A 23,808-nucleotide genomic window follows, 5' to 3' on the forward strand; every position below is an offset into this window, starting at 1 on the left:
GCCGGTGCCATCCACCGCGTCGCCTGCTTCGCGGGTGAACCCGCTCCTACAGGCGATCAACGCATCTCCCAAGATCCGACTACGTTCACTTGACACTGTCCAGTTGAAGCCCGAATACTTTGCAAAGATTCATATAGATGACCAAATAACAAGGTGAATCGCATCGTGAACGCACTCCCAAGTGCCACTAGCGCGCCTGCCTAACCGAGATTCCTTGAATGACTCCCTTAGATATTCAGCTGTTGCTGACCGCATTGGTCAGTGTCCTGGTGCTGGTGGCACTGATCGTGTCGCGCCTGAAGATGCATCCGCTTCTGGCATTACTGGTCGTGTCCATTGGCGTGGGCTTCGCTACCCGCATGGAACCGGGCAGCATCGTCTCGCACCTGCTCACCGGCGCCGGCAAGACCTTGGGTGCGGTCGGGGTGGTGATCGCGCTGGGCGCAATGCTCGGCAAGATCCTGGCTGACGCAGGCGTCACCGAACAGGTCGCGGATGTGATCCTCAAGCGCACTTCGGACCGGATGATTCCCTGGGCGATGATGCTGGTTGCCTTCGTCATTGGCATCCCGATGTTCTTCGAAGTGGGCCTGGTGATCATGCTGCCGCTGATCTTCAGCGTGGCGCGCAAGCTGGAAAGCAAGGCCCGCTTCAAAGGCTCGGCCTATGTGTATGTCGGTGTGCCGGTCATTTCTGCGCTGGCCGCCATGCACGGCATGGTGCCGCCCCACCCCGGTCCGCTGACCGCCATCGCCGTGCTCAAGACTTCGGTCGGGCCGACCATGCTGTATGGCTTCCTTGCCGCAATCCCGGCCATGATCCTGGGCGGCCCGCTGTATGGCCTGTTCATTTCCAAGCGCATGAATACCCGCCCCGATCAGGCACTGCTGGACCAGTTCACCCTGGCTGAGAAAGCCGACGGTCAACCCCGCCCCGGCGTACTGGTCGGCATGCTGGCCGCGTTGCTGCCGGCAATTTTGATGCTGGTGCATGCCGTTGCCGAAATGCTGCTGCCCAAGGGCAATGCGCTGCTGCAAATGGCCAGTTTCCTCGGCAACCCGCTGATCGCCATGCTGCTGGGCGTGCTGTTCGCAGGCTTCAGCCTGGTACTGGCGCGCGGTGGCGACGTCGAACAACTGCGCGATGCGCTGGGCAAAAGCCTCAAGCCGATCGCCTCGATCATCATGATCATCGCCGGCGGCGGTGCCTTTCAGGAGATGCTGACCAGCGCCAAGGTCGGCGATGCCATTGTGCACCTGACCCAGCAATCTTCCTTCCCGCCGTTGATCCTGGGGTGGGTGATCGCGATGCTGCTGTCGGTGTCCACCGGCTCTGCCACGGTCGGTATCGTCGGCGCTGCCGGCTTGCTGGCGCCGCTTGCCGGTGCTGACCCCAGCCTGAACCTGCCATTGCTGGCCTTGTCCATCGGCTGCGGATCGCTGTTCTTCAACTATGCCAACCATGCCGGGTTCTGGATGGTGAAGGAGTCGTTCGGCATGACCATGGGCGAAGCGACCAAGACCATTTCGGTGGTGCAGTCCATTGTGGCGGTGGTCGGTTTGATCGTGGTGTTGGTGTTGAATGCGGCGGTTACTGTGAGCTGAATCAGCTTCCAGGTGGCTTGGCCGCCCTGCGTGGAGTCTTGTGGAAGCACTCTAAAAGCCTGCGAATTCTCTGTGGGAGCGGCTTTAGCCGCGAACACCGGCAACGCCGGTGCCATCCACCACGTTGGATTCTTCGCGGGTGAACCCGCTCCCACAGGCCTACGCAGGCTTACGAATCGCGCACCTATGGGATTGGCGTTTGACTCTTTACCTGAAGTTTCAGAAGATCTCCCAATGACCACTTACACGCACGTGGAAATGATGCGCCCCATGATGACCGCCTTCGGCGGGCCATAGGACGCTGCGCGCGCAAACAGAACGCATCCATCCCTGAGCCCCGCCACAAAATGGTCGGGGCTTTTTCATGCTCCGTCCATGGATTTCATGACAAGGAGAGTGAACATGTTGCAGATCCGCCCCGCCAGGTACAGCGACGCCGAGGCCGCTTTCGATATCCGGTTTCAGGCGATTCGGCACCAGTGCATCAGCGTCTACACACCGGAACAGGTTCGGGCCTGGACACAGGTGCCGCTGACCGAGGCATACAGGGCCAGCGTGGAACAGCACTATCACATTGCATGGTGGGGCGATGTACCTGTTGCCACCGGGCTGATCGATTTCCAGTCCGGGGAGCTGGGTGCGCTTTTTGTGCTGCCGGCATACATGGGGACGGGTATTGGCAAGGCGATGGTTCGCCACCTGGAGCGACTGGCGCTTGAGGCGGGGCTGACCGAGATTCATCTGGACGCCACCCCGAATGCCACACCGTTCTACCATCGGTGTGGTTATCAGGGCGAGGCTGAGGGTATCTATACCTCGCCGTCGGGGCTTGAGCTGGCCTGCACGCCCATGCGCAAACGCCTGATCGGCTAAAAACAGTAGGCCGATGGGCCCAACCTATTGAGCGGCGGTTGTTCCAAAAATCGCCCTCCCCCTCTACAATTGCAACTCATTCCTATCTGCAGCTCATTCTTGGGAAAAGGAAAGTGCCCCCTGACGTTCCCTTGCAACCACTCGACAGCCTTTATCGCGACCACCACGGCTGGTTGAAAGGCTGGCTGCGCCTGCGCCTGGGTGATCGCGAGCGGGCGGCAGATATTGCGCAAGACACGTTCCTGCGCCTGCTGGTAACACGCCGCCTGCCCGAGCAGAGCGATGGGCGCCGATTCCTGGCACAGATCGCCCGCAACCTGGTAATAGACCAATGGCGTCGCCAACGAATCCAGCAGGCTTACCTGGACAGCCTGGCCGCCCTGCCCGAGCCGGAAAGCCCGTCACTGGAAACCCGTGCCATCGTCATCGAAACCCTGATGCAGATCGATGCCATGCTCGACAGCATGCCGGCGAAAGTGCGTGAGGCTTTCTTGCTGTCGCAGTTCGAGGGGCTGACCTACCCACAGATCGCCGAGCGCCTGCAGGTCAGCGTCAGCTCGGTGCAAAAGTACATGCTGCGCGCGATCACCGCCTGCTACCAGGTGCTGTACGCCGAATGAAAAGCGCCAGCGAAGCCCCGATCGCCGCCAACATTGTCGAGCAGGCCAGCCATTGGCTGATGCTGCAATGGGGCGGAGAACTGGACAAGGAACAACTGCGGCGCTTCATCGAATGGCGCGCGGCAGACCCTGAACATGAGCGCGCATGGCTGCGCCTTGAGCAATTGCAAAGCACCCTGAGCGGCGTGCCAGCGGATACCGCCCTTACCGTGCTGCGAGAGCAGCCCGATGCGCGCCGCCGGCAGGCGTTGAAACTGCTCGGCACATTGTTGTTGGCTGGCGGCAGCGGCTATCTCGCCCAGTCGCAATTGCCCTGGCGCGAAGCAATGGCAGACCTGCGCAGCGGCACCGGCGAACGCCTGCAGCGCACGCTGGCCGATGGCAGCCGGCTGAGCCTGAACAGTGGCAGTGCGGTTGATATCCTGTTCAGCGCCAGCGAGCGGCGCATTCGCCTGCTGACCGGGGAGCTGCTACTGGACAGCGGCCAGGACCGAGCGCAACGCCCGTTGATCGTGGACACCGCAGCCGGGGAAATCCAGGCGCTGGGCACGCGCTTTTCTGTTTATCAACATGGCGATGAATGCCAGGTCGAGCTGTTCGAAGGCAGACTGGAGCTGCGCCCGCGGCATGCGCGCGCCATACGCCTGCACGCCGGACAAGGTTGCAGGTTTTCCGCAAGCCGGGTCGGTGACATCGTGCCCGCAAACCCCAACGCCATCGCCTGGCACGATGGCCGCTTGATCGCCGAGCGCACACCGCTGGGGCAGTTCATCACAGAACTCGCTCGCCACCGCCCCGGCATGCTGCGCTGCGACCCGGCCGTGGCCGCCCTGCCGCTGACCGGCGTGTTCCCCCTGGCAGACACAGACCGCGTGCTCTTGGCCCTCGAACAGTCACTGCCCGTGAAAGTGCACAGGCTGACACGCTTCTGGACCACCATCAGCCCGGCCTGACAGACGTAGCAAACCGGATTACAAAAAAATCCTGCCAGCCCTTGTCGGTTTTGCCGACTCGTCCGGGATACCTCTTGAATCCAACCCAGAAGCATTCTCAAGAGGAACATCCAGAGTGCCGTATCTGCCCACGACATCCACTTCCCGACTGAGCCATGCGGTTCGTCACGCCCTGTTCGCCGGCCTGCTGTGCAGCGGCCCGCTGCTGCTCGCGCTGCCTGCGGCACCGGCTAGCGCCAGCGAGCACTCCCGCAGCTACGCCATACCCGCTGGCGGCCTGGATCAGGCGCTGAACCGCTTCGCGAGCGAGGCCGGGATTTTGCTTTCTGCCGATGCCCAACTCACAACTGGCAAGCGCAGCCTGGGGCTCAATGGCACCTATTCGGTGAAAGATGGCCTGGCCCAACTGCTGGCAGGCACTGGCCTTCGAGCGCTCAAGAGCGCCGACAGCTACATAGTGGAAGCAGTTGTGGACAGCAAGGGGGCGCTGGAGTTGGGCGCGACTACCGTGACGGGTGCAGTACTGGGTAGCACGACCGAAGGTACCGGCTCGTACACCACCCGCTCAGCCCAGACGGCTACCAAGCTGCCGTTGTCCCTGCGCGAAACACCCCAATCGGTGACGGTCATCACCCGCCAACGCATCGAAGACCAGAATCTCGCTAATCTCAACGAAGTGGTACAGAACACCCCTGGGCTTACCCTGCGCCGGACCGGCCCCGAACGCTCCTCGTACTACGCCCGTGGCTTTTCCCTCGACAACATCATGTACGACGGCCTGCCCACCAGCCTGGACAGCTCACAGGTCTCACAGGACCTGTTGTCGGCCGACATGGCCATGTATGACCGGGTTGAAGTCGTGCGTGGCGCCACTGGCTTGATGCAGGGCGCAGGCAACCCTGCTGCCGCCATCAACCTGATCCGCAAGCGGCCTACGCGAGCGTTTCAGGCCAGCATCGAAGGCAGCATGGGCAGTTGGGACCGGTATCGCACCGAGGTCGACCTCAGCGGCTCACTTAACCCAAACGGAACCCTTCGCGGCAGGATGGTGACGGCCTACCAGACCGGCAACAGCTACCGGGATACGCTGGATAACGAGCGCAGCCTGTTCTACGGCATCATGGAGGCCGATCTCGACGACAGCACCACCTTGACCCTGAGTGCATCGCGCCAGCAAGACAACAACAACGGCAACGGCTGGACCGGCCTGCCGGTGGGCTTCGACGGCAGCGACCTGCACCTGTCCCGCTCTACCTCACTGAGCAGTGACTGGGAGTACTGGGACAAAATCAGCACGTCTGCCTATGCCGCACTTGAACACATCCTGGACAACGGCTGGAAGCTCAACCTCTCGGCTACCAAGACCTGGGCCGACCTGGACATGCTGGGCACCTATCTGGTCGGCAGCACAGCCACTCAGACCTATAACCAGTTCGTCGGTGCCGGGCACTATCGGGAAACCCAGAACAGCTTCGATGCCTACGCCAGCGGCCCGTTCCGCTTGATGGATCGCGAGCATGAACTGGTAGTAGGTGCTAGCCACCGTCGCGTGGTGTTCAACGGTGACGTCCCCTACAACATCCTGTTGAACAGCAATATCGACCTCTACAACTGGGACTCGGGTGCCACACCGAAACCGAAGAGCCAAGACAAGTACGGCTGGCAAAATACCAACGCCAAGCTCAACAGTTTCTATGCCACCACGCGCCTGAGCCTGGCCGATCCGCTGAAGCTGATTGTAGGCAGCCGCCTGGACTGGTATGACAACACCACCACCTCACCCTACAAAGGCACCGCGCCAAGCGAACTGAAGGTCACGCGGCATATCACCAAGTACGCCGGCCTGATCTATGACATCGATGAACATCACAGCGTCTATGTGAGCTACACCGATATCTTCAAACCGCAGAACTACCGGGATGCCGCCGACAACATCATTGCCCCGATCACCGGAAAGAACTACGAACTGGGTATCAAGGGCGAGTACTTCGAGGGCGCGTTGAACGCATCGGCTGCCATTTTCCAGATCGACCAGGAAGACCGCGCCAAGTCGTTTACCGACGGCTGCCCTACGGCTCCAACCACCCCCTGCTACGAGGCGGCGGGAAAAGTGCGCAGCAAGGGCATCGAGTTGGAGGTGCAAGGCCAACTGACGCCTGATTGGCAACTGGCGGCCGGATATACCTTCGCCGAGGCCAAATATGTCAAGGATGCCAAAAAGGAAAACGAGGGCCGCCTGTTCGACACCGACATTCCCCGCCATCTGTTCAAGATGAGCACAACCTATACGCTGCCTGGGCAATTCAACCCGTGGCGGGTGGGCGCCTCCCTGTATCACCAGAATCGAATCTACAACAAGAACACCACCTACATGATCGAGCAGGATGGCTACACACTGGTCGACTTCATGTTGGGCTTCAAGCCGACCGAGCACATCGATGCCCGCGTCAACCTGAACAACGCATTCAACAAGAAGTACTACAACGCGCTCAGCAACTCGGTCACGGTACCGAGCAACGTCTATGGTGAGCCACGCAACCTGATGCTGTCGGTGAAATACACGTTCTGAGGCATCCAGCGACGCCGTGGTAGAGGGCACGGGCTTCGCCCGTGTTCGCGCCAGGCGTTGAGCCGGCGCTGCACAAACGCCATCAAAACTGATATCGGGTATCAGGATTGCCAAGCCTCTAGCTAATCGGCCAGTGCGCCTGCCTCTTGGACTTCAACGTAGCTGGACTCCCCACCACCCTGCGCGCCCGACAACCAACCCCATACGAAATGGAGCGTGGTACGACCTGCATCATCGACCCCTACCCTGCCACGAGACCAACCGGCGAGCATCTCGCCGTCGTTAGTGATGCAGTGGTAAAGCAGTTCGATGGTATCCGGGCCAGTAACTCGGCCCACCTGGTGACCGGTGCGAATCCGACCACCCTGGTACGTGCTGGTGATAGCAACACCTTCGACCTGGTAATGGAAAACCGTGCCAGTGCCCGACAGGCCCTGGGAGTTGTTGGCGACTGCTAAACGACGATTGTGCAGCTGGTCTTTTACTTGGGCGAAAGTGCTTTCCATAGCAATGTATCCTCAATGTTAGGTGGACCCGGGTTGCAGCTACCTGCTGGTAAATCAGCGGACAAAGCCACGCACCACAACAAACAGTATTACAAGGCCCACTAGCCCAGAAGCAACCAGCCACCCAGTCGAGGCCATTGCCTGGAAAAACCCCGGGAAGAACGGAATTTTTCCAAGCTTGACCAGCGCCAGGCAAAGCCATGGCATCAGGATGATGTAGAGCAGTGGGATATAAACGATTGCCTGAAGGACGATCGCTACTCCGTCGGCCCAGTCATTCCAGTGGTGATTGGACATGGTGATTTCCTTTTCTTGAATGGGACGGGAGAATCTTCCGCCTCTTGGTACCCCATACCAGCGGTAATGCACAAGGCTTGAGGCCGATGCGATCGATGCAGGCGCTGGCTTGCGCAACATTGAAAGCCAGCGCAATCCCTGTGGGAGCGGGCGAGCCCGCGAACACGGGCGAAGCCCGTGCCATACAAAGCGGTACCTGCTTAAAGGCTTGCCTGTGACGCGCTACTCAGCAGCCCGACGTCGGCCAATCAGCAGCGCCGCACGCTAATCAGCTGGGGCATGACCGCCCTGCTTCATCACCTTCCCACATTGCTCACTGGCCAACCGGCTGATGATACGGATCGCCTGATGAATGCCGGCCGTGTTGCGAAAACTCAATCGCGGGTTATGTTCGCATTCCAGCATTTCATCGTGCTGGACCAGGGCCTCGCCTAGCAGTTCGAGGGTCCAGGCGTAGCTTTGGATGGTGGATAGGCGTTCTTGGTCAGACATGGTGCACCTCCGGTTTTGCGGAGAGTAAGCCGAGTGTGCAGACGGTGAGGTCGCTTGGGGCCGCCGAAGAACGACGGTGGGGAACGTATACGCGGATCTGTAGCGGATTTGCGGTGGTCATGCATGAGTTCCTTTCGTGATGGAACTGCCACCGCTCGCGGCCAAGCAAGTTAAGGTGGCAGCAGTACGCGGGTTGGCCGACCGGGACGAAAGGAGCCCGGCACACCCGAAGGTGTCCCGCGCACCACCGCCATAACGCGACATCGCGGGCACAAAAAAAGCGCCTGCGATGAAGACTGGGCGCTGACGCGCCTTTCGATTCCGACCGGCCAAGGTCGCATCGCCGATGCTTCGGCGACGGAGGGACTTTATTCCCGGGTGACTGTTTTCGCAAGTTTCTCAGGGTACGAAAGGACTGCGCATTTCGTAGGAAAACGGCCTGCCACAAGCAACGCACACCTCAGAACTTACGCGGTCAGTGTAGGAGCTGGCTTGCCTGCGATGGGCTGCAAAGCAGCCCCATACTCCGAACCTGCAGAAATATCCCGCAAGCGGCCTTAAACATGAAGGGGCCACTCGCAACTCCGATATCTGGCCCCCATCAATGATCTCGCCTAAACGTCCAACTCTTGACCGTTCCGCTCCATCACCTTCCCACACTGCTCACTGGCCAACCGGCTGATAATCCGAATCGCCTGATGGATCCCGGCCGTGTTGCGAAAGCTTAATCGCGGGTTGTGTTCGCATTCCAGCATTTCGTCGTGATGGACCAGGGACTCGCCTAGCAGTTCAAGGGTCCAGGCGTAGCTTTGGATAGTGGATAGCCGTTCTTGGTCAAACATAGCGCACCTCCAATTGGGCAGAGATGAGGCACGCGTTGCTGATGGTGAAGTCACTGAGGGCCGCCGAAAAACGACGGTGGAGAACGAATGCGGGGACAGGCTTGAAGTGAGCATGCATGCGGTCCTTTTCGATTGAAGCACCACGCTGACCGTCGCCAAACGATTAGGGTGGCAGCTGTACGCAGGTTGGCGAACCGAGGAAAAGGAACTCGGCAGATCCGAAGGTCTCCCACGCACAGCCGCCATTACACGAAATTGCAGACCGCTTGCAATTGTGGTCGAGGGTACCGATGCGCCTTTCCGTTCGGATCACCAAGCCCGGTCGCGGAATTGGCCGCGACAGCAGGTGTCCAACTGCAAAATTTCTCGTTGAACACTGTAGAAATCGTATACCCTTCAATCGAAATAGAATTACTACGGCCGCAATGCACTGTTCGGCGGGATCGGCTTCATGGGATAGTCGAAGTATCCACAAACCGAACAGTCTCTCATCCTAACCACAGAAAGAGTAATAAGCAAATACTGAGCTCTCAAATCAAATCAGAGAGCTTGATGCATTCTTGTTGACGCCCCCACTCTTGTGAATCCCACAAATCCATTAACTTCGCTCGATTGGCAAGAAAGTCCTCCAACTGACCATTTCTCAGGGCCTCAAGCCCTTCATTATCAATGAAATGTGCAGACAGCACTTCTTCAGAATAATCAGGCCCATACTTCAGTCGCTCTCTAAATGTTTGAGCCTGATCAGGATCAATTAGAAAGCGATTTCCCGCCCCTTGAGTTAAACGCTTGAGCTTTTGAGAAGCAGCCCTTTGCGGCGGGAACAGCCGCACAAGAGAGTCTCGGCCGTATCTGACAAGCAGGTCTTTTCCTAAAATCACCTGACCGGCCGAATTCGACAACCCCTTGCGCTTAGCAAGCCGCAATGTAAACAATCTTACCCTAGCAGACCTGAAATCAAAACGATCTGGAAGCCCAGACTCTCTTATCCACACCGGGTCACTTGCCCCATTTACAGCGCTTTCGAGAGCTTCAATTTCTGAGCGAACATCACGGTACGCTGCAGTTGCGAAAACCTCAGACCAACTAGTACGCCAGAACCATGAAGAAAAGGCTTCGGTTGGTATTGTAGGTTTCCCTAGCTTATCAAGGACGGTTGCCAAAATCACTACTTGCAGCGCATAAGGTTGGAGTTCCTCATGAGAGACGCCAATATAGCTATCTAGCCATATTATCACACTCCTTAAAGCCTCACTTGCCCTTTCAAGCAATGTCGTATCGTCGCCCAACCTTTTAACCAGCTCAGTTTGACCAGCTTTAGTAACATCAAGCCCCGCCAGCCCCTTGCACACTTGCAAATATAGACTTTCATCTATATTTTGCCATCCCGCTGGCAGATCTCTTTTCCGATATTCTATTTGCTCGCGCAAATCAAAGTCGTCACGCCAAGTTAGAGCAGCAACCAAGTGCGCCTCACCCATAGGGGTACCGAGACTATTGATTCTTTGGAAAGTTTTTGCTGCTAACTCCAAATCATCAGACACCATTACTACAATCGGGACCCTGCACTGCTGGAACCTATATGACAGCTGATCAGCTCTCTCCTCCCAGACTTCCAACTCGACATCTGTCCAACCTTCAGAATCAGCTCGACGCCTAATTTCCCGCATATGCTTATTAACAAGCCGGCCATCAAGAAGAGTCCAAAGTGGCAAAAGTGGGCGTTTAGTTTTTGCCCTATCGGCTTTTCTACCAAAAACAAAGTCCTGCTCTAAAAGATCATACTGGATATTCCAGTCGATAGAGTCTGAATCATTTGCACGACAGTTATCAGCTAACCCTTGCGATTGCAATAGGAGCCCCAGCAAAGTTGAAACTCGCTGATGACCATCCAAAAGATACTGCCAGCCTGTTGCAGGTGCGACCTCTACTATCTGTGGTATGTCATGAGGGCCGACAGCCGGAAACGATGCGAGTTTGAATTTAACAGTACGCCAAACCAGAAGACTTCCTATTGGCATATTGTCTCGCACAGACCTCAGAAGATCTAATCTCTGATTATCAGTCCATACGAACGGCCTCTGAAATCTAGGCACCCTAATATGGCCTCTTTGAACATCTTCAAGCAAGCTTCTCAAACTTGGGTTAAGATTCTCAGATGCTAACGCTGTTAAACCCTCAGACATAAGCTCCACCCTTATAATAACCGTAGCAAATTAGGGACTTCCGCAGCTGATTCGCTTAAAGCATCAGCATCCCAGTCAAACTCGAAATTTTTAGAATTTTGGTAGTGATCCGCAACCTTCCGACCAAAACCTTCGTGTAGGGCTTTCCTATCTTCTAGACTCACTGCACCATACAAATTCATTGAGCGGTGTGCGTTTTCGGCAGGTTCATCTCCGCGAAAACCTTTCTTCATATTGAAATACCATTGAGCTTGCGTAGTAAGCCTGAAAAATGACTCAACCTTATCGGTTTCATGCATTTTAGCCAGCTCGCTTTTTGGCATATAAGACTCGATAAATCGCCGACGCAGCCGCCAATATCCACCAACTTTAGCTTGTACCACAGCGCTTTCATTTTGAAAGCCTTGACAAACTTCAGGCTGCCTCGGGGCCCATTCTGGCCGCAGTTCATCTGGATGTCTTCTATCGCTATCAAAAAGAACAAAAGTTCTCAATCTCTGCGCTGGACTTTTGGCCCTTTCGGTTACCCGCTGAATCAGATCACTTCCCCCGCCATGGAGGGTTTCGGCCCATCGTTCTTCTATGGCTCGCGCCATTACTGCCCTTTCGGACTCTTTCATAACGCCATATAAAAAACACCAATCATTGTTGGCGTTCTCGAGCAATATTCCAAGTGGCTCATTTAGCATGGCAATAGCATTATCTAGAGTCAGGCTAGACGTTCGCACGTCCCACACATCACTACCCTGGGCCACAACCACTACGGTAGAAACATTAGATGCTAGGGTTGAAGAGGCACGAGCGGAAAACTCTAATGCGCGCTGATATACTAATTTTGTGTGTACATCAAGAGACGCTAACCACTCTTCCGCCTCACTTAGAGATTCTGGAATCACTGCATGCCGCCCTTCACATGCGAAGTAGAATAACCTATGCAACTTATGGATAACCCCTGAGTCAACAGCATCCTTGATAATCCCCTCAGAAATTATAACCTTCATCCTTTTGACATCCTTAGTTGCTTGGTCATTAGTTGCTGCCCAAGCCTCAGAGCCTCGCCAAACGCGCCTAACAGATGGCTATTATTAGGCTGCCCTTTGTCATTGAACTCTATCGGAAGTGCGTCACTCGTACCGTCCGCTCGCGACTCAACCCAATATACCTTCACTAACCCCGGATCAATGTCGCCATTGGCGATCGCCAGCTGCACACTTGTCAACAAAATTTCTGAATGGGTCTCAACTAAGATTCGAGGATCTACGTCACTTTTAGCTACATCGACCAGCTGCTTCGCTAGCTCCACTTGCGCCTTGATGTGGAGGTGAAGTTCAGGCTGCTCCAAGCACAGCACACGAGGCCCACCAGCTTTAGCTCGTGCCAAGGCAACCAGCACGGGTAATACTTGCGAGTAACCTTCGCCTGTGTCACAAAGATCAACGCGGACCTGCGGACCACTAGACGGATGGAGCAGTAACTTCCAGACCCCATTCACTGGATTATCTAAAACAATTTGCTCTCCCATTGCTGCAAAAAACGCCTGGGTAGATTCCAAAATTTGGTCAGCGCCACTTCTCAACTGCGCAGAAATCAAGTGTTCGACTACATCAGCACCGTCAGGACTAAGAACAGCAGACGAGCCGCCCCCATAAGTCACAACTCTTGGCGCCCTAACTCTTACACCACTAATCCACTGAACCTGCTCACTAAGTTTGTTCAGTGATTCTCTGAGCTCAACTAACTCTGCGCAATTACTATGACATTCCATGTTCGGCAATAGCCCTTTGGAGCCGCCCCCATGCGCAAGCTCTGCCCCTTTAAACTTAAGAGACTCAATTTCTTGCCATCTCCCCTCAAGATCTCCATTGATTTTCCATTCAGCAACGGCTTCATCGTCAGAACCCAAGCCTAGAGCAAAGCTCAATCCACCTCGACCAGTAGCTTTGGAAACCAAAGACGGCCAAGTAGCTTGTCGACCTACGTCACCGCTGAGCCAAACGGGCGGCCCATTGGCCTTGATCGACTCGGCAATTAATGGCAGAAAGCGCAACAGCGAACTTTTCCCACCACTGTTCCAGCCGAAAAGCAGGGTTAACGGCCTGAGCTCTATATCTTGCTTTCTCGCAAAAGACCGGTAATTTTCTACGGAGAATAGATCAATCATTTTAATCCCTTAATAACTTAACCGAGCATTACTTCCGCTAGAACACATTCAGAAATAAATAAACCTTCAGACATTATATTTAACAATACAAAAAGCCCGCTTTGAGCGGGCCGTATAGAAATTGTTCTTCAACTTTCAGCATATTTACCTGAAAGTAACGGTTTGTGGTGCCGGAGACAGGAATCGTATCAGAACACAAGCTCCTGAATTTCATGATGATTATTGTTAAGGATTTAGCTTTTTATCTCTAAAATTATCTCAAGGTGCCGGCTGGGTTGCTTACAGGTGTAAACCATAGCTACACCCGGATGCGAAGCACTGGGCTGCACCCAGCTGCTGTCGTGATCTGTATGCCTGGGCCCATATGGCCGAAGGCGAGAGATGGACAGCTGAAAACGAATCACAGCCGCCTCTTTACAATTGGGTGCTAGCAAACGCTCCCGCTGGAAATGGTAAATATGTTATTGAAAAAATTAGAGCACGTGCGAGGGCTTCCTACCACAAACGTCCTCGTAGCCAAAAAACCGAAAACTAACATAATCGCTTAGACTATGCTGCTGGACGAACGCGAGGAATTGCATCGACAATATGATGGGTATCCGAAAGCCCGAAGCCTCTTGATCACTACCGTGGTTGTAGCCAACCAGTGCGGACTCATTCCTCTCCGCTGTTGATATTGGCCCACCTAGCTTATTTCATGTTACTGAACTGGCAGTTCGTGGCGATTAAAGCACAAAAAACGAACACTTCAAAAAATCGAGAGTGATGGAGCGACCATGCGCAGTCATGACTAAGCTCCGCAAACAGCTCTAGCCGCAACTGCACAGCTATCTTATGCGACAACGACTTGAAGCAAAAGCGATAATAACTTATGGTACCAGTTATAATTTTTTGTATTTGCTCCTAAGCGAAAAAATAGGCGGAGGGTAAGTTGATAGAAAGAGCTGAGATTCAGAGGATTCTTATCGGGCTGGCAGCGCAGAGACCTGCTGATTTTGTAGGACTGGGAGTAATCGTTTACAGAAGCATTGTAGACTTACCTGTAGTACCTTTAGGATCACGTCTGGATATAGATATAAAATTACCGATTTCTGGTGCAAGCAATGTCATGAAAGCTCTCGCATCATTAGCTACTCGCGGAAGCTCAATGCATGATGGTTTTCATCTTATTAATGCCTGCAGTGGTGATCTTACTCACATCGCGCAATTTGTATCACCTCCATTAGATTTTGCCCTTGCCAATCCACTCGCAATTTGGCCAACAGGCGCCCGCCAGATGACAGCACTTTTGATCTCGAGTTTGCCGCAGGTGGAGTTTGCAGCAGTTGTATCGGCGACTGGAGGCGTACAGCTCTATGAAAATGGCATGGAAGGGAAAAGTGGTGCGGATCAATGAACAATCTTAGCTTGACGTCTGCAGAGTTCGAACGCCTTTTGAAAGTATTTGGCTGGCTGATAAGCGCTCTATGCCTAGCAATATTCCTGATCCAGTGGCGATATTTCCAAACATCGGTACTCTCTGCAGCCTGGAAAGCGTTTAGCTCATCGCTTGGGCTAGGCGTATTATTATTTGGAGCATTTACAAAATTAGCTTGGCGCTGGCAGAGACTTGCCAAGTGGATGAACCGACCGCTCGTCCACGGAGTTTGGAGAGGAGAGCTGAAATCTGATTTCGGCTCCATTAATGGTAATCGCTTAACCGTACCTATATTCTTTGTTATTCGCCAAACCTACCTAACTCTTTCTGTTCAATCTTTTACTGAGAGGCAGGAAGGAGAGTCACGACTAGAGGCACTTTTGAGAAGCTCGAAAACAGATGCGACACGACTTTGCTATGTTTTCGAATTACGAAAACTGTTTTCAGGAGCTCATTCATTAACCAGTGGCGCAGGTGAATTGAAGCTGGCGGGGGATCAGCTATCTTTGAGTGGCACGTATTGGACTAATACGCCTACACACGGGGAAATCTACTTGGAGCTCGTTTGTCGCGACTGCGATGGCGTTACGTCATTTCAAGATGCTAAAAAAAGGTTATGTGAAATATCACACAAGACTGCTTAATACTGAAATGGGGCCGGACGCCATTATTGACCTTCAGACCGCCCAACGGGCGGTCACTCAGGAATTGGTATGTGAAATATCGTTAGAAGATCATCGTCTTAATTACAGCCTCTCTGCTAGCGTCCAGCATTGGCGTCTCAGATAGGCTCAGCAGGTAGCTCTGCTCTTTTGCTACCTCTCGCAGAAGGTTGTCCATGGCCACCGAGAGTTGTAGCAAACCGTTAAACTTTTCTTCCGCATCGAAAATAAAACGTGAACCGTCTGGAACAATCAAACGCCTCGCTTCCTCCTTATTGTTCCACAGATAATCCAAATGTCTTTGAGTCTCCGCCAAGATAGCCAGCTCATAGAACGAGCCAACACTGAGGCCAGTCATATTGGCGCGATACATAATTGAGGCAATATCGAAACTAGAAATATTTACGCTTCGACCTTCGGCTTCAAGTTCGGCCTTCAAATTTTTGCACAACCTGATTGATTTACGAAGGCCACCACTAGTGCTCTCGCAGCGCTCGCGCACCCGCTTGATGTGCAAGAAAGGCCAATTCTCGACAGTGGCACCTTTATTAGAATCGAGAATTGCAACTGCACGATCATGTTTTTGGCCCGAAGCTTGATATTCTACAGTATCGTGCCAATGGGAAGGCACAACATCAACAGGCCGAGCCAAAGACCCTCCTAGCAACTTTATAGCTTTAGAGCCGGATGTATCCACGTGAGCTGCGGGAAATGCCTCACGGAGGACGCGACTTATTTCAGCCCTTCTAGCGGCCAGTACGCCAACAGATGTACGTGTAGTTGGAGAGTTGTACTGCCCTCCTCTACTTATGACTCCACGAGTATCATAGGTAAGGAAATCAGCTTCCAAGGCTAGGAGGTCAACATCGCTGACACCGCGAATATGTACGTTCAGCGGTACCGATCCCTGTAACTCGAACTCCATATTGCCATTCATCCGTTTCGCGAGCTGGTTGCTTACCCTCTCTGCCGTTTCAAGGCTTATGCGAGTGTAGGTGGGGTCGACCTCCTGCATTGCGCCTAGAGCAAATGTCGTGTTGGGCTTGTCTTTTGCCCGACTCTCCCACACCTCCTGAGTAAGGCTACGATTCACGATGAAATCCTTCGCATCCATTGCGATTACGGAGGCCCTATCGAGTCCGGAGCGCCTGGAGCGGAGACGATAAATACGGTCATTAATTGAGTTGCTCATTTTTCCTCCGTAGCTCCATCCGGCCATAGGTGGGTCGCCCGTGACCATTAAAATAGTCACCCGTAGCGGTATCTAATGACTTGGAAAATAAAAGATTTGCACTACCCACATGCCCTCTGAGTTCAGGCTCGCCAGGATTAGGGTCATTCCTGTAGTTATAAAGTAGTCGATACCCATCGGCTTCGTCATAGACCAGCGCCGCAGTAATGCTGTTAGATCCAGATTGCCTAGTCCTCAGCCGCACTCGGATCTTATCCCAAGTTTGACAGATGTATACATCTGCATCCCAGCTATAAGTTGGTCTTCCCTCAGAGTCCAAACTCGTACCAACACACTGCCATTCGCCCGACAGATCAGGGACTTTCAGATATTTTACCGCCCAGCGCCATTTCCACACAGTCTTATTGAACAGAGCATAGATGAAAGCAAAAACCACTCCTGCTCCCAACAACGATAGAACCGTTGGCGGAAGGTTTACAGGAAGTTGATATTTTTTCGCTAGATCTTCAGCTGAAAGCAACAAAAAAACTGCAACACCTGAAATGGAGCTTGCCAATATCGTCAGATATCTACCGATCAACGCTCGGTTGACCCCACCCAACAAACTGTATTCATGATCGTGAATCATTCGAAGCGACCGTCCAAGCGGTTGAGCGGAAAGAATTCGACAAACTTATAACTTGGGAGTCAGCCTTGCGGCTGCCCCGATCCAACATGACCGCTACAGGCCTATTGGGTATGGCAAACCGAAGAGTACGTCCGACAGCCATTCGACTGCGGGTAGGTAATTCGCGCCTGGCGCACCGCGGTCAGACAGGTAGTGTGATAGCTGAGATCGAGACGGTTGTGAGATGCCGGCAAGAAGACGGGCGTGCTGATATGCACCTCATGGTCACCGTTACTCTGGGGGTTACGGTTCAGGTAAGACTGAGGCATGTCACTCACCCCGCTCTTTGTTCGATTGGGCGAGTACCGAAGCCGCGAGGGTTTTGGTGGTGGCGTTATACTTCTCGCTATCAAGTACGCGGCTGGCCTTGCTCTCCATATCGACACCCGTTTGCTTACCAGTTGATGCCTGCGACATAGCCGATCCCGCCAATTCTTTCTGGATGGACGAAGAGCTGTCACTACGGAGAATCTTGGAAGCCAGACTGGCTACCGGGGACGAGGTTTGCTTCGTATTTTTCGGCACGATCAGGTGCTCCTGTATCTACGTGGTATCGATTAGGCAGGAACACCTTGAGCGGAAAACTGGGCTGGATGGTTGACAGCCAGAGTCGGTTTTTCTCTAATGCGCATCCTGCCAATGTCCGCATTGGTTCAGGGTGGCGGATATGCGTGTTCGGCGACCAAACTTTGCACGCATACCCGCTGCCTAATCTGATTCCGCAGCGTACCCGCCAGAACACAATATGTAGGATGTCTGTCAGGTCGAGATACAAAATAATGGGGCAATTTCGACAATGCAAGGCGCGTTCCTTGTGGATAACTTGCGCCCAAACCGTTGATTGGATCCGTTTCCACCCTGTATGGATGGACAGCCCTTCAAAATCGCGGCTCATAGCAAGGCCTTTCTGTAGTATCTTGAAACACTCTCGGTCTTAGACAGATTTTGAGCCTTTGAAATCAATGGACTATCCGAATCTAAACGTCGTGATCCTGACGTCATTTTTTCTTGAGCTCCAGACCCCCTAATAAGGCTGAAAAATAAAAGGTCCGGTGACTGTTAGGGAGCTAACGGGCTAGGTCCAGCAAAGCCCCAGTAGAATGATGGAAGGTCACCGAAGGGCTGTACCACACACGTGTCAAAGCCGCCCTCAGGCGATTCTGCGAATGGCAGATATCGACCAGAGCAGAGGTTTCACGGGCCGCTAACTGCGATAAATGGCCTTTGAAGGACAGTCAGTGGTTATGTGCATTACGATTCGCTGGCTCGGAGCATCAACGAATCAGTCTGTGAGGTAACTGTCCTCCATGTCGGGATAGGCTACGAATCGATTAGTTTCTATGTAGAGGACACCAACTTCCCTTGGGGCAGAATCCAACCTGTCGAGCACTGTATTCACCCTAGCACATTGTTCTTGATTTATATAGAATCGATGATCACTGAGCCAGTTTCGAGCGTCATGATAATTGTCAACTGTCGACATTTCGAATACTGCTATTTGCTGTTCAAGCTTGGCTCGACTAACCAACGGCCGAATACGAGGCGTTATATCGACCGTACGATCATCAGAAACTATAATCGCCAGCCTACGCGCTCGACCAGTTTCCACGTAACGGATTGCAGAGTTGTATCGTGATCCCCGAGAAGGGGTGCATTGATCGGTGGCTTCGCCATCAAGAATAACTCCGATAGCGTGACATAGCCCATCTGGGGCGAGAAGTATAGTCCCATCGATACCGCTGAAACTACGAAGTAACGACCCGGTCAGCCGGGTTGGCTCGATACGCGTCCCTTGACTGCCAAGCCGCAATGCCTCACTAGGCGCATCGTCCGCGACCACCACCATACTGCCGTGTTTTTGATTGATCTGTACTAACAGCAGTCTCCAGAGATTTAATCCATCTTCTGGCAAAGCACCTGGAAAAAGCCGCACATAGCTGGCAAGAAAAGCTACTTTATCGAAAGGCTCCTGCGGAAGTTTGGGAACTCCATATTGACTGCGAATAAGTACATGATCACCACATTGTAACTCCCAGTGATAATGATCAATGAAGGCAACAGTAAACGCATCTTGCGCAGCGTAGGCGTCGTGAGAGTCCTTTAATTTCCCTAGGCCATAAATTTGACGACTGTCTGCGACGATGCCCACGCCGGTGGAGGCCATCTGCAGAACTTTTCGCACCCATCTCGGCTGACGGAACGGCACGGGATCGGTGAATTTGGCGAGGAATTCAACGCATTCGTTCTCGGGGTTGACAAGGATGAGGTTACCTACGCCTTTAGCGCCCTCGTACATCAAAGACGAGACAAGATTGAGCGCGCTAAATAGATCAGTATGAAAATATTGCCGTTCGATCGAAAGCCCTGCCGTATGTAGAAAGTCTCTTGCTCCAACGCGAATGACTTCCTCCGCGCTTCTCATGCTGTCACGCCTAAGGCGGCCGGGCTCAGGATGGTTCAACTCTCCCGCTGCTTCATGAAGGACGGCGGACATGGCTGCATGGATCAGGCTGCGATGTCCGTATCCCTGCCGCCGCCCCTCAGTAGGCCTGTCAGGTAAGGGAGAAAATTGGGCGAAAGTGCTGTTAGGAATCTGTATGACAGTTGTGACGTAGTATTCATCGATGCGCCGGACCTCGCCGCAGAACGAAGTCACGTCGTGCGCTGTGTCGAAGACCTTGAGCGCATCGCGCACCGAGGTCCGAACGGCATCGCGACGCATCCATTCCGGCTTATCGCGCATGCTGGCTGCGTCACTGTAAAACATGTTCTGCAGATCATGGTTTGTATAGGTGTACTCCACGGAATCGAGCAGCTCGCCGAAGAGAGCCAGAGGCCACATTCCGTCCTCCGGCTCCACGCACACCGGATTTTGATTCATGCTTCCGGGCTTGCGGGCACCTACTAGCAGCACCTCTGCCTCCACTGGAGCTCCTAGAAGCTTTAGCACGTCATGCACCAATGACCGAACATGAATTCGGTAGCTGACCTGGTATCCCCACATGAAAAGGTTGATGGAACGACCAGCCATTGCAACTCCCTAGTTCGTGAAGGTGCCGCAATCTGCGGCAGATTACTTAACTGTGACGATCATCTCGGCATCAGTCACTCTAGCTCCTGATGGCGGAATTGATAGCCTGGACCTAGCCATCTCAACGACTCTAGCCCCTTCCTTTGCCCATTTCCGGCGAAGTTAGATGCGAGTACTATCGCTAGGTCAGCATCATCTCTCACACTAAGGAAGAGTGCGCGTAAATGACACAAGGAAAGGATGAATCCAGTTCTCTGCCTCGGCTTCGTGTGCTGACCCTGGATGGCGGAGGGGCCAAAGGCTTCTACACTCTGGGTGTCCTTAAAGAAATTGAGGCGATGCTTGGAGGGCCTCTGCACACGAAGTTCGATCTGGTGTTTGGCACGAGCACCGGCGCCATAATTGCCGCTCTGATCGCACTTGGTCATAGCGTCGACTCCATCTTGGATTTGTATCGAAAACATGTGCCGACAGTGATGTCGCATAAAAAGGCATCGGCCAGGTCTGCGGCATTGAAGCTACTAGCCGACGAAATTTTCGGTGAAGCCACATTCAGTGACATAAAGACAGGAGTAGGAATCGTCACAGCCAAGTGGATGACCGAACGTCCTATGATCTTCAAGGGTACGGTTTCCCAAGCACATGGTAGGACGAGTACATTTGTTCCCGGTTTCGGCGTATCCATCGCGGACGCCGTCAAGGCCTCCTGCTCCGCGTATCCTTTCTTTGAGCGTACCACCGTCCGAACATCGAGTGGGGAAGACATCGAGCTAATTGATGGAGGCTACTGCGCGAACAACCCTACGCTCTACGCTCTTGCGGATGCCGTTGAGGCTATTAAGCACAACAGGCAGGACATTCGGCTTGTGAGTATCGGCGTAGGAATATACCCAGATCCGAAGCCGGGATTGCTAATGCGGTTCGCAAAAAAATATCTCATCAGTCTCCAGTTGCTACAAAAGACTCTGGAGATTAATACTCAGTCGATGGACCAATTGCGACAAGTACTTTTCCATGACGTACCGACCATCCGGATTAGTGACTCATACGTCTCGCCGGAAATGGCCACCGATCTGCTAGAACACGACCTTAACAAGCTAGGGCTCTTGTTTCAGCGTGGCCGCGAGTCATTTGCCTCGAGAGAGCTACAGCTCCGCGAGTATTTGATCTAGAAAGGAGGGGTGGATGCCTATACCTGAATCTCAGCTTGAAACGTGGTCTCACCAAGGGTCAATCGAACAGTCTAGCCGGACCTACAATTCGATTAAAAACCTACTTGAGACCCCTACGACGCCGTATGCCGGCAAAAAATTCAAAGTTTTTCTACAAGGTTCCTATGGCAACGATACGAATATATACGCAGAAAGCGATGTGGATATCGTTGTTAGACTTGACGACTGCTTCTATAGCGATATAGTCAGCTTGACTGACGAGGAAAAGGAGGCGCACGGTCGTGCCTTCGAATCCGCGGCCTATGCGTATTCTGATTTCAAGCACGATGTCCTGTCTGTTTTGGAGGCTCAGTATGGACAGGCAGTCAATCCAGGTGAAAAGGCTATCGCCATTGATGCTTCTGGCGCGCGCCGAAAGGCCGATGTAATTGCGGCCACTGCATTCCGGCGATACTCAAAGTTTCGTTCAATTAGCGACTCTACGTACGTTGAGGGAATATGTTTTTTCAATAAGAACGGCGAACTAATTGCAAACTATCCCAAGCAACACTCGGCAAATCTGACGACCAAGCATCAGGACTCATCTAGGTGGCTGAAGCCTATGGCTCGCGTGCTCAAGAACATACGTAGCAGAATGGTTGACGATGGATTGATTGAGGCTGGCAGCGCCCCATCGTACTATATCGAAGGCCTGCTCTACAACGTTCCAACCACGAAACTAACTACAAGCTATCAGGATTGCCTTGTCAACATTCTTAACTGGTATCGCCAAGAGGCAGATAAGTCAAATCTGTTGTGCGCCAACGAACAGTATTACTTGCTGCGCGACGGCTATCACACAAGCTGGACGCAGACCAACTGTGACGCCTTCATTGAAGCCATAGTCAATCTTTGGAACGATTGGTAAGCCAAGTATTGATCTGGTATATAAATTCGTATACTGGCCCGACACAGCAGGGGATTTTGTACCTGACTGCCGGGACCATTTATTCCGGTCTACAGGCACCTTGCTCTCACCTGCAAGGTGCGTCAGGTATAGGTTGTGACTATCAAAATCAGATCTTTGCTTGGCACTTGAAGACCCATAGTTTTTTTAAACGGCAAGTAAGCAAGCGCACTGTGAGCACGTAGTAATACCGAGTCTCCTCACTGCGATTAGCTAAGCAATGCTCTAGAAACCAGGTCACATGCTTCCTCTGCCAAGTCCAAGGTGTCTCTCGACCCCACCGTTTAGAGATCTCAGCTTGGATAAACTTCGCCTGCCGTAAATGGCGCTGCCGCGTTGCGTACGACCCCGTCAGCACCGCTGCCAAGAACAGCTCCATATCGAATACCTTACTCATCTGCGACCTCCTACGTAGGCAGCAACCACATCGATCCGACCGTGCCCCAACTCGTAGCTGATTTGCCTCCGTGCCTCACGATCAAGGTGCCTATTTGCCTGGCAACATTGGCCGCCGTTGATAGGGGCGCCGTGTTGGGTGATTTGCTCATAGCGCTCACATGCGTACGCCGCTCGTAGCTCATGGAAGCCTTTGAGCTTGTGGGCATGCAGGATGTCTCTCGCTGGGCGGATGATTTCTTGCAGAAGATTTAGATAGCTTTCGTGTGGCGCAATCAGATTGCGGCTACCCGCAGGCGACACCTGCCGTGCAAACCCAAGTGCTCCTCGAACATGGTCGTCCACCGTAATCCAACGTGGCGCCGAGGCGCCAGCTCGGCCGCCTTTGGTGCCATCCTGGATGTTGATCCTGCCTAGGCCGTTAGCCTCACGGCTCAGCCGTGGCAAGTCGGCTAGGATCGCCTCACGCAAGCGCATGCCGGTGGCTCGCGCCAACAGAACTATCGCGGCGGCCCGTCTCTGGTCACGATTGCAAAGCGCATCGACGATCTGCTTAACCTGTTCACGGTCTTGGCCCTGCGGCACCGATTGGCGAACCCCGGTGCGCTGCATACCCAACGCCTTGCTCGGACTTGGCAACTTCACGCACTGATCACCGCGAAGCGCTGCCATGGTCCTGTTAACGCTGGATAGCCGGTTTTGTGCGGTGCTGACGGCGAGGTCACCGCGCCGAACCAGGTCGCGCAGATACGCCGCGTAGTCTGCCAACACTTTGCGATCAATCTGCCGCGCATCATTGAGACCAGGTCCGTGTTCGGAGCGGTACCATTTCACGAATGCCAGCCACCGGTCACAGTGCGCTTTGACCGTGCCGTAATGGCCGCCGCCAAACATGTCTTTCAGCGCCTGCGGTCCTGCGTAGCTCAATTGTCTGCCGTAACCGAAATTGCGGCCATCACGTCTGCCTACCAATGCCATGTCGGTCACCTCATCTGCCGTTTTCCGATCCTCGCCCCACGTCATCCCGCCAAGAATGTTGAGTGTTATCAGGGATCAAGGCCCCTGCGACCTGTGGGGAATGTCCTCTACGCGGGACTGGCGGCTCCTTACGACCGGGAGCACGGGCATCTCATGATCTGGCCTCCTGAACACCGTTACCGGTGGGCGGGTGGAGGCAGCACTGGCTGACTAGACCAGCGCCTGAAGATCCTGAGCCGGGTGA

General features: G+C 53.7%; 22 protein-coding genes. 9 read left to right on the forward strand and 13 right to left on the reverse strand.

Annotated features, from left to right (window positions below; genetic code table 11):
• Positions 1–218: 218 nt before the first annotated feature.
• The 5 genes from IAE39_RS20065 to IAE39_RS20085 all read left to right on the forward strand — a co-directional run bounded on the left by IAE39_RS20065 (position 219) and on the right by IAE39_RS20085 (position 6,619).
• Positions 219–1,604 carry a GntP family permease gene (locus IAE39_RS20065; RefSeq protein ID WP_201205758.1) on the forward strand — a complete coding sequence of 462 codons (1,386 nt, stop codon included), beginning with the start codon at positions 219–221 and terminating at the stop codon, positions 1,602–1,604.
• Between the two features lie 402 nt (positions 1,605–2,006).
• The gene (locus tag IAE39_RS20070; protein ID WP_201205760.1) at positions 2,007–2,477 is read left to right on the forward strand and encodes a GNAT family N-acetyltransferase; all 471 of its coding nucleotides are present in this window, start codon (positions 2,007–2,009) and stop codon (positions 2,475–2,477) included.
• A 113-nt stretch (positions 2,478–2,590) separates the two neighbouring features.
• Positions 2,591–3,097, forward strand: a complete 507-nt coding sequence (locus IAE39_RS20075; RefSeq protein ID WP_201205762.1) for a sigma-70 family RNA polymerase sigma factor — start codon at positions 2,591–2,593, stop codon at positions 3,095–3,097.
• The gene (locus IAE39_RS20080; RefSeq protein ID WP_201205764.1) at positions 3,094–4,050 is read left to right on the forward strand and encodes a FecR domain-containing protein; all 957 of its coding nucleotides are present in this window, start codon (positions 3,094–3,096) and stop codon (positions 4,048–4,050) included. Before IAE39_RS20075 ends, IAE39_RS20080 begins: the two co-directional genes overlap by 4 nt.
• A 115-nt stretch (positions 4,051–4,165) precedes the next feature.
• A complete protein-coding gene (locus IAE39_RS20085; protein WP_201205766.1) occupies positions 4,166–6,619 on the forward strand; it encodes a TonB-dependent siderophore receptor in 2,454 nt (817 codons plus the stop codon).
• Positions 6,620–6,741: 122 nt separating this feature from the next.
• Here IAE39_RS20085 and IAE39_RS20090 read toward each other — a convergent pair whose 3' ends face one another.
• The 7 genes from IAE39_RS20090 to IAE39_RS20115 form a co-directional block, all read right to left on the reverse strand.
• The gene (locus tag IAE39_RS20090; protein ID WP_201205768.1) at positions 6,742–7,125 is read right to left on the reverse strand and encodes a hypothetical protein; all 384 of its coding nucleotides are present in this window, start codon (positions 7,123–7,125) and stop codon (positions 6,742–6,744) included.
• 54 nt (positions 7,126–7,179) lie between these two features.
• Complete coding sequence (locus IAE39_RS20095; RefSeq protein WP_201205770.1) at positions 7,180–7,422, reverse strand: hypothetical protein; 243 nt, start codon at positions 7,420–7,422, stop codon at positions 7,180–7,182.
• 264 nt (positions 7,423–7,686) lie between these two features.
• The gene (locus IAE39_RS20100) at positions 7,687–7,914 is read right to left on the reverse strand and encodes a hypothetical protein (protein ID WP_201205772.1); all 228 of its coding nucleotides are present in this window, start codon (positions 7,912–7,914) and stop codon (positions 7,687–7,689) included.
• A gap of 614 nt (positions 7,915–8,528) precedes the next feature.
• Entirely contained in the window at positions 8,529–8,756 is a 228-nt protein-coding gene (locus IAE39_RS29745) for a hypothetical protein (protein ID WP_236548716.1), read from the reverse strand.
• 530 nt (positions 8,757–9,286) lie between these two features.
• The gene (locus tag IAE39_RS20105; RefSeq protein WP_201205774.1) at positions 9,287–10,942 is read right to left on the reverse strand and encodes a DUF262 domain-containing protein; all 1,656 of its coding nucleotides are present in this window, start codon (positions 10,940–10,942) and stop codon (positions 9,287–9,289) included.
• A gap of 11 nt (positions 10,943–10,953) precedes the next feature.
• A complete protein-coding gene (locus IAE39_RS20110) occupies positions 10,954–11,943 on the reverse strand; it encodes a hypothetical protein (protein ID WP_201205776.1) in 990 nt (329 codons plus the stop codon).
• Positions 11,940–13,103, reverse strand: a complete 1,164-nt coding sequence (locus IAE39_RS20115; protein WP_201205778.1) for an AAA family ATPase — start codon at positions 13,101–13,103, stop codon at positions 11,940–11,942. The genes IAE39_RS20110 and IAE39_RS20115 overlap by 4 nt, the downstream gene beginning before the upstream one ends.
• A 931-nt stretch (positions 13,104–14,034) precedes the next feature.
• On the opposite strand from IAE39_RS20115, the gene IAE39_RS20120 reads away from it, so the two are divergent.
• Together IAE39_RS20120 and IAE39_RS20125 are read left to right on the forward strand one after the other, a co-directional pair.
• A complete protein-coding gene (locus tag IAE39_RS20120; RefSeq protein ID WP_201205780.1) occupies positions 14,035–14,499 on the forward strand; it encodes a hypothetical protein in 465 nt (154 codons plus the stop codon).
• On the forward strand, positions 14,496–15,164 hold the full coding sequence (locus IAE39_RS20125) for a hypothetical protein (RefSeq protein ID WP_201205782.1): 669 nt from the start codon (positions 14,496–14,498) through the stop codon (positions 15,162–15,164). The genes IAE39_RS20120 and IAE39_RS20125 overlap by 4 nt, the downstream gene beginning before the upstream one ends.
• An 82-nt stretch (positions 15,165–15,246) precedes the next feature.
• Here the strand turns inward: IAE39_RS20125 and IAE39_RS20130 are convergent, their stop codons facing one another.
• The 4 genes from IAE39_RS20130 to IAE39_RS20145 form a co-directional block, all read right to left on the reverse strand.
• Positions 15,247–16,374: a hypothetical protein gene (locus IAE39_RS20130; RefSeq protein WP_201205784.1), complete on the reverse strand. Its 1,128-nt coding sequence runs from the start codon at positions 16,372–16,374 to the stop codon at positions 15,247–15,249.
• Positions 16,358–17,002, reverse strand: a complete 645-nt coding sequence (locus tag IAE39_RS20135; RefSeq protein ID WP_201205786.1) for a Cap15 family CBASS effector — start codon at positions 17,000–17,002, stop codon at positions 16,358–16,360. The genes IAE39_RS20130 and IAE39_RS20135 overlap by 17 nt, the downstream gene beginning before the upstream one ends.
• A gap of 309 nt (positions 17,003–17,311) precedes the next feature.
• Positions 17,312–17,566, reverse strand: coding sequence for a hypothetical protein (locus IAE39_RS20140; protein WP_201205788.1), 255 nt, complete (start codon positions 17,564–17,566; stop codon positions 17,312–17,314).
• Between the two features lie 757 nt (positions 17,567–18,323).
• Entirely contained in the window at positions 18,324–20,072 is a 1,749-nt protein-coding gene (locus IAE39_RS20145; protein WP_201205790.1) for a diadenylate cyclase, read from the reverse strand.
• Between the two features lie 224 nt (positions 20,073–20,296).
• Here IAE39_RS20145 and IAE39_RS20150 point away from each other — a divergent pair, with 224 nt between their 5' ends.
• On the forward strand, positions 20,297–21,244 hold the full coding sequence (locus tag IAE39_RS20150; protein WP_201205792.1) for a patatin-like phospholipase family protein: 948 nt from the start codon (positions 20,297–20,299) through the stop codon (positions 21,242–21,244).
• Between the two features lie 13 nt (positions 21,245–21,257).
• Positions 21,258–22,151: a nucleotidyltransferase domain-containing protein gene (locus IAE39_RS20155; protein ID WP_201205794.1), complete on the forward strand. Its 894-nt coding sequence runs from the start codon at positions 21,258–21,260 to the stop codon at positions 22,149–22,151.
• Positions 22,152–22,299: 148 nt separating this feature from the next.
• Here IAE39_RS20155 and IAE39_RS29750 read toward each other — a convergent pair whose 3' ends face one another.
• Entirely contained in the window at positions 22,300–22,587 is a 288-nt protein-coding gene (locus IAE39_RS29750) for a hypothetical protein (protein ID WP_236548717.1), read from the reverse strand.
• The gene (locus IAE39_RS20160; protein ID WP_201205796.1) at positions 22,584–23,564 is read right to left on the reverse strand and encodes an integrase domain-containing protein; all 981 of its coding nucleotides are present in this window, start codon (positions 23,562–23,564) and stop codon (positions 22,584–22,586) included. The genes IAE39_RS29750 and IAE39_RS20160 overlap by 4 nt, the downstream gene beginning before the upstream one ends.
• Positions 23,565–23,808: the final 244 nt, after the last annotated feature.

Source organism: Pseudomonas sp. S37 (assembly GCF_016658545.1).
Lineage (GTDB): Bacteria > Pseudomonadota > Gammaproteobacteria > Pseudomonadales > Pseudomonadaceae > Aquipseudomonas.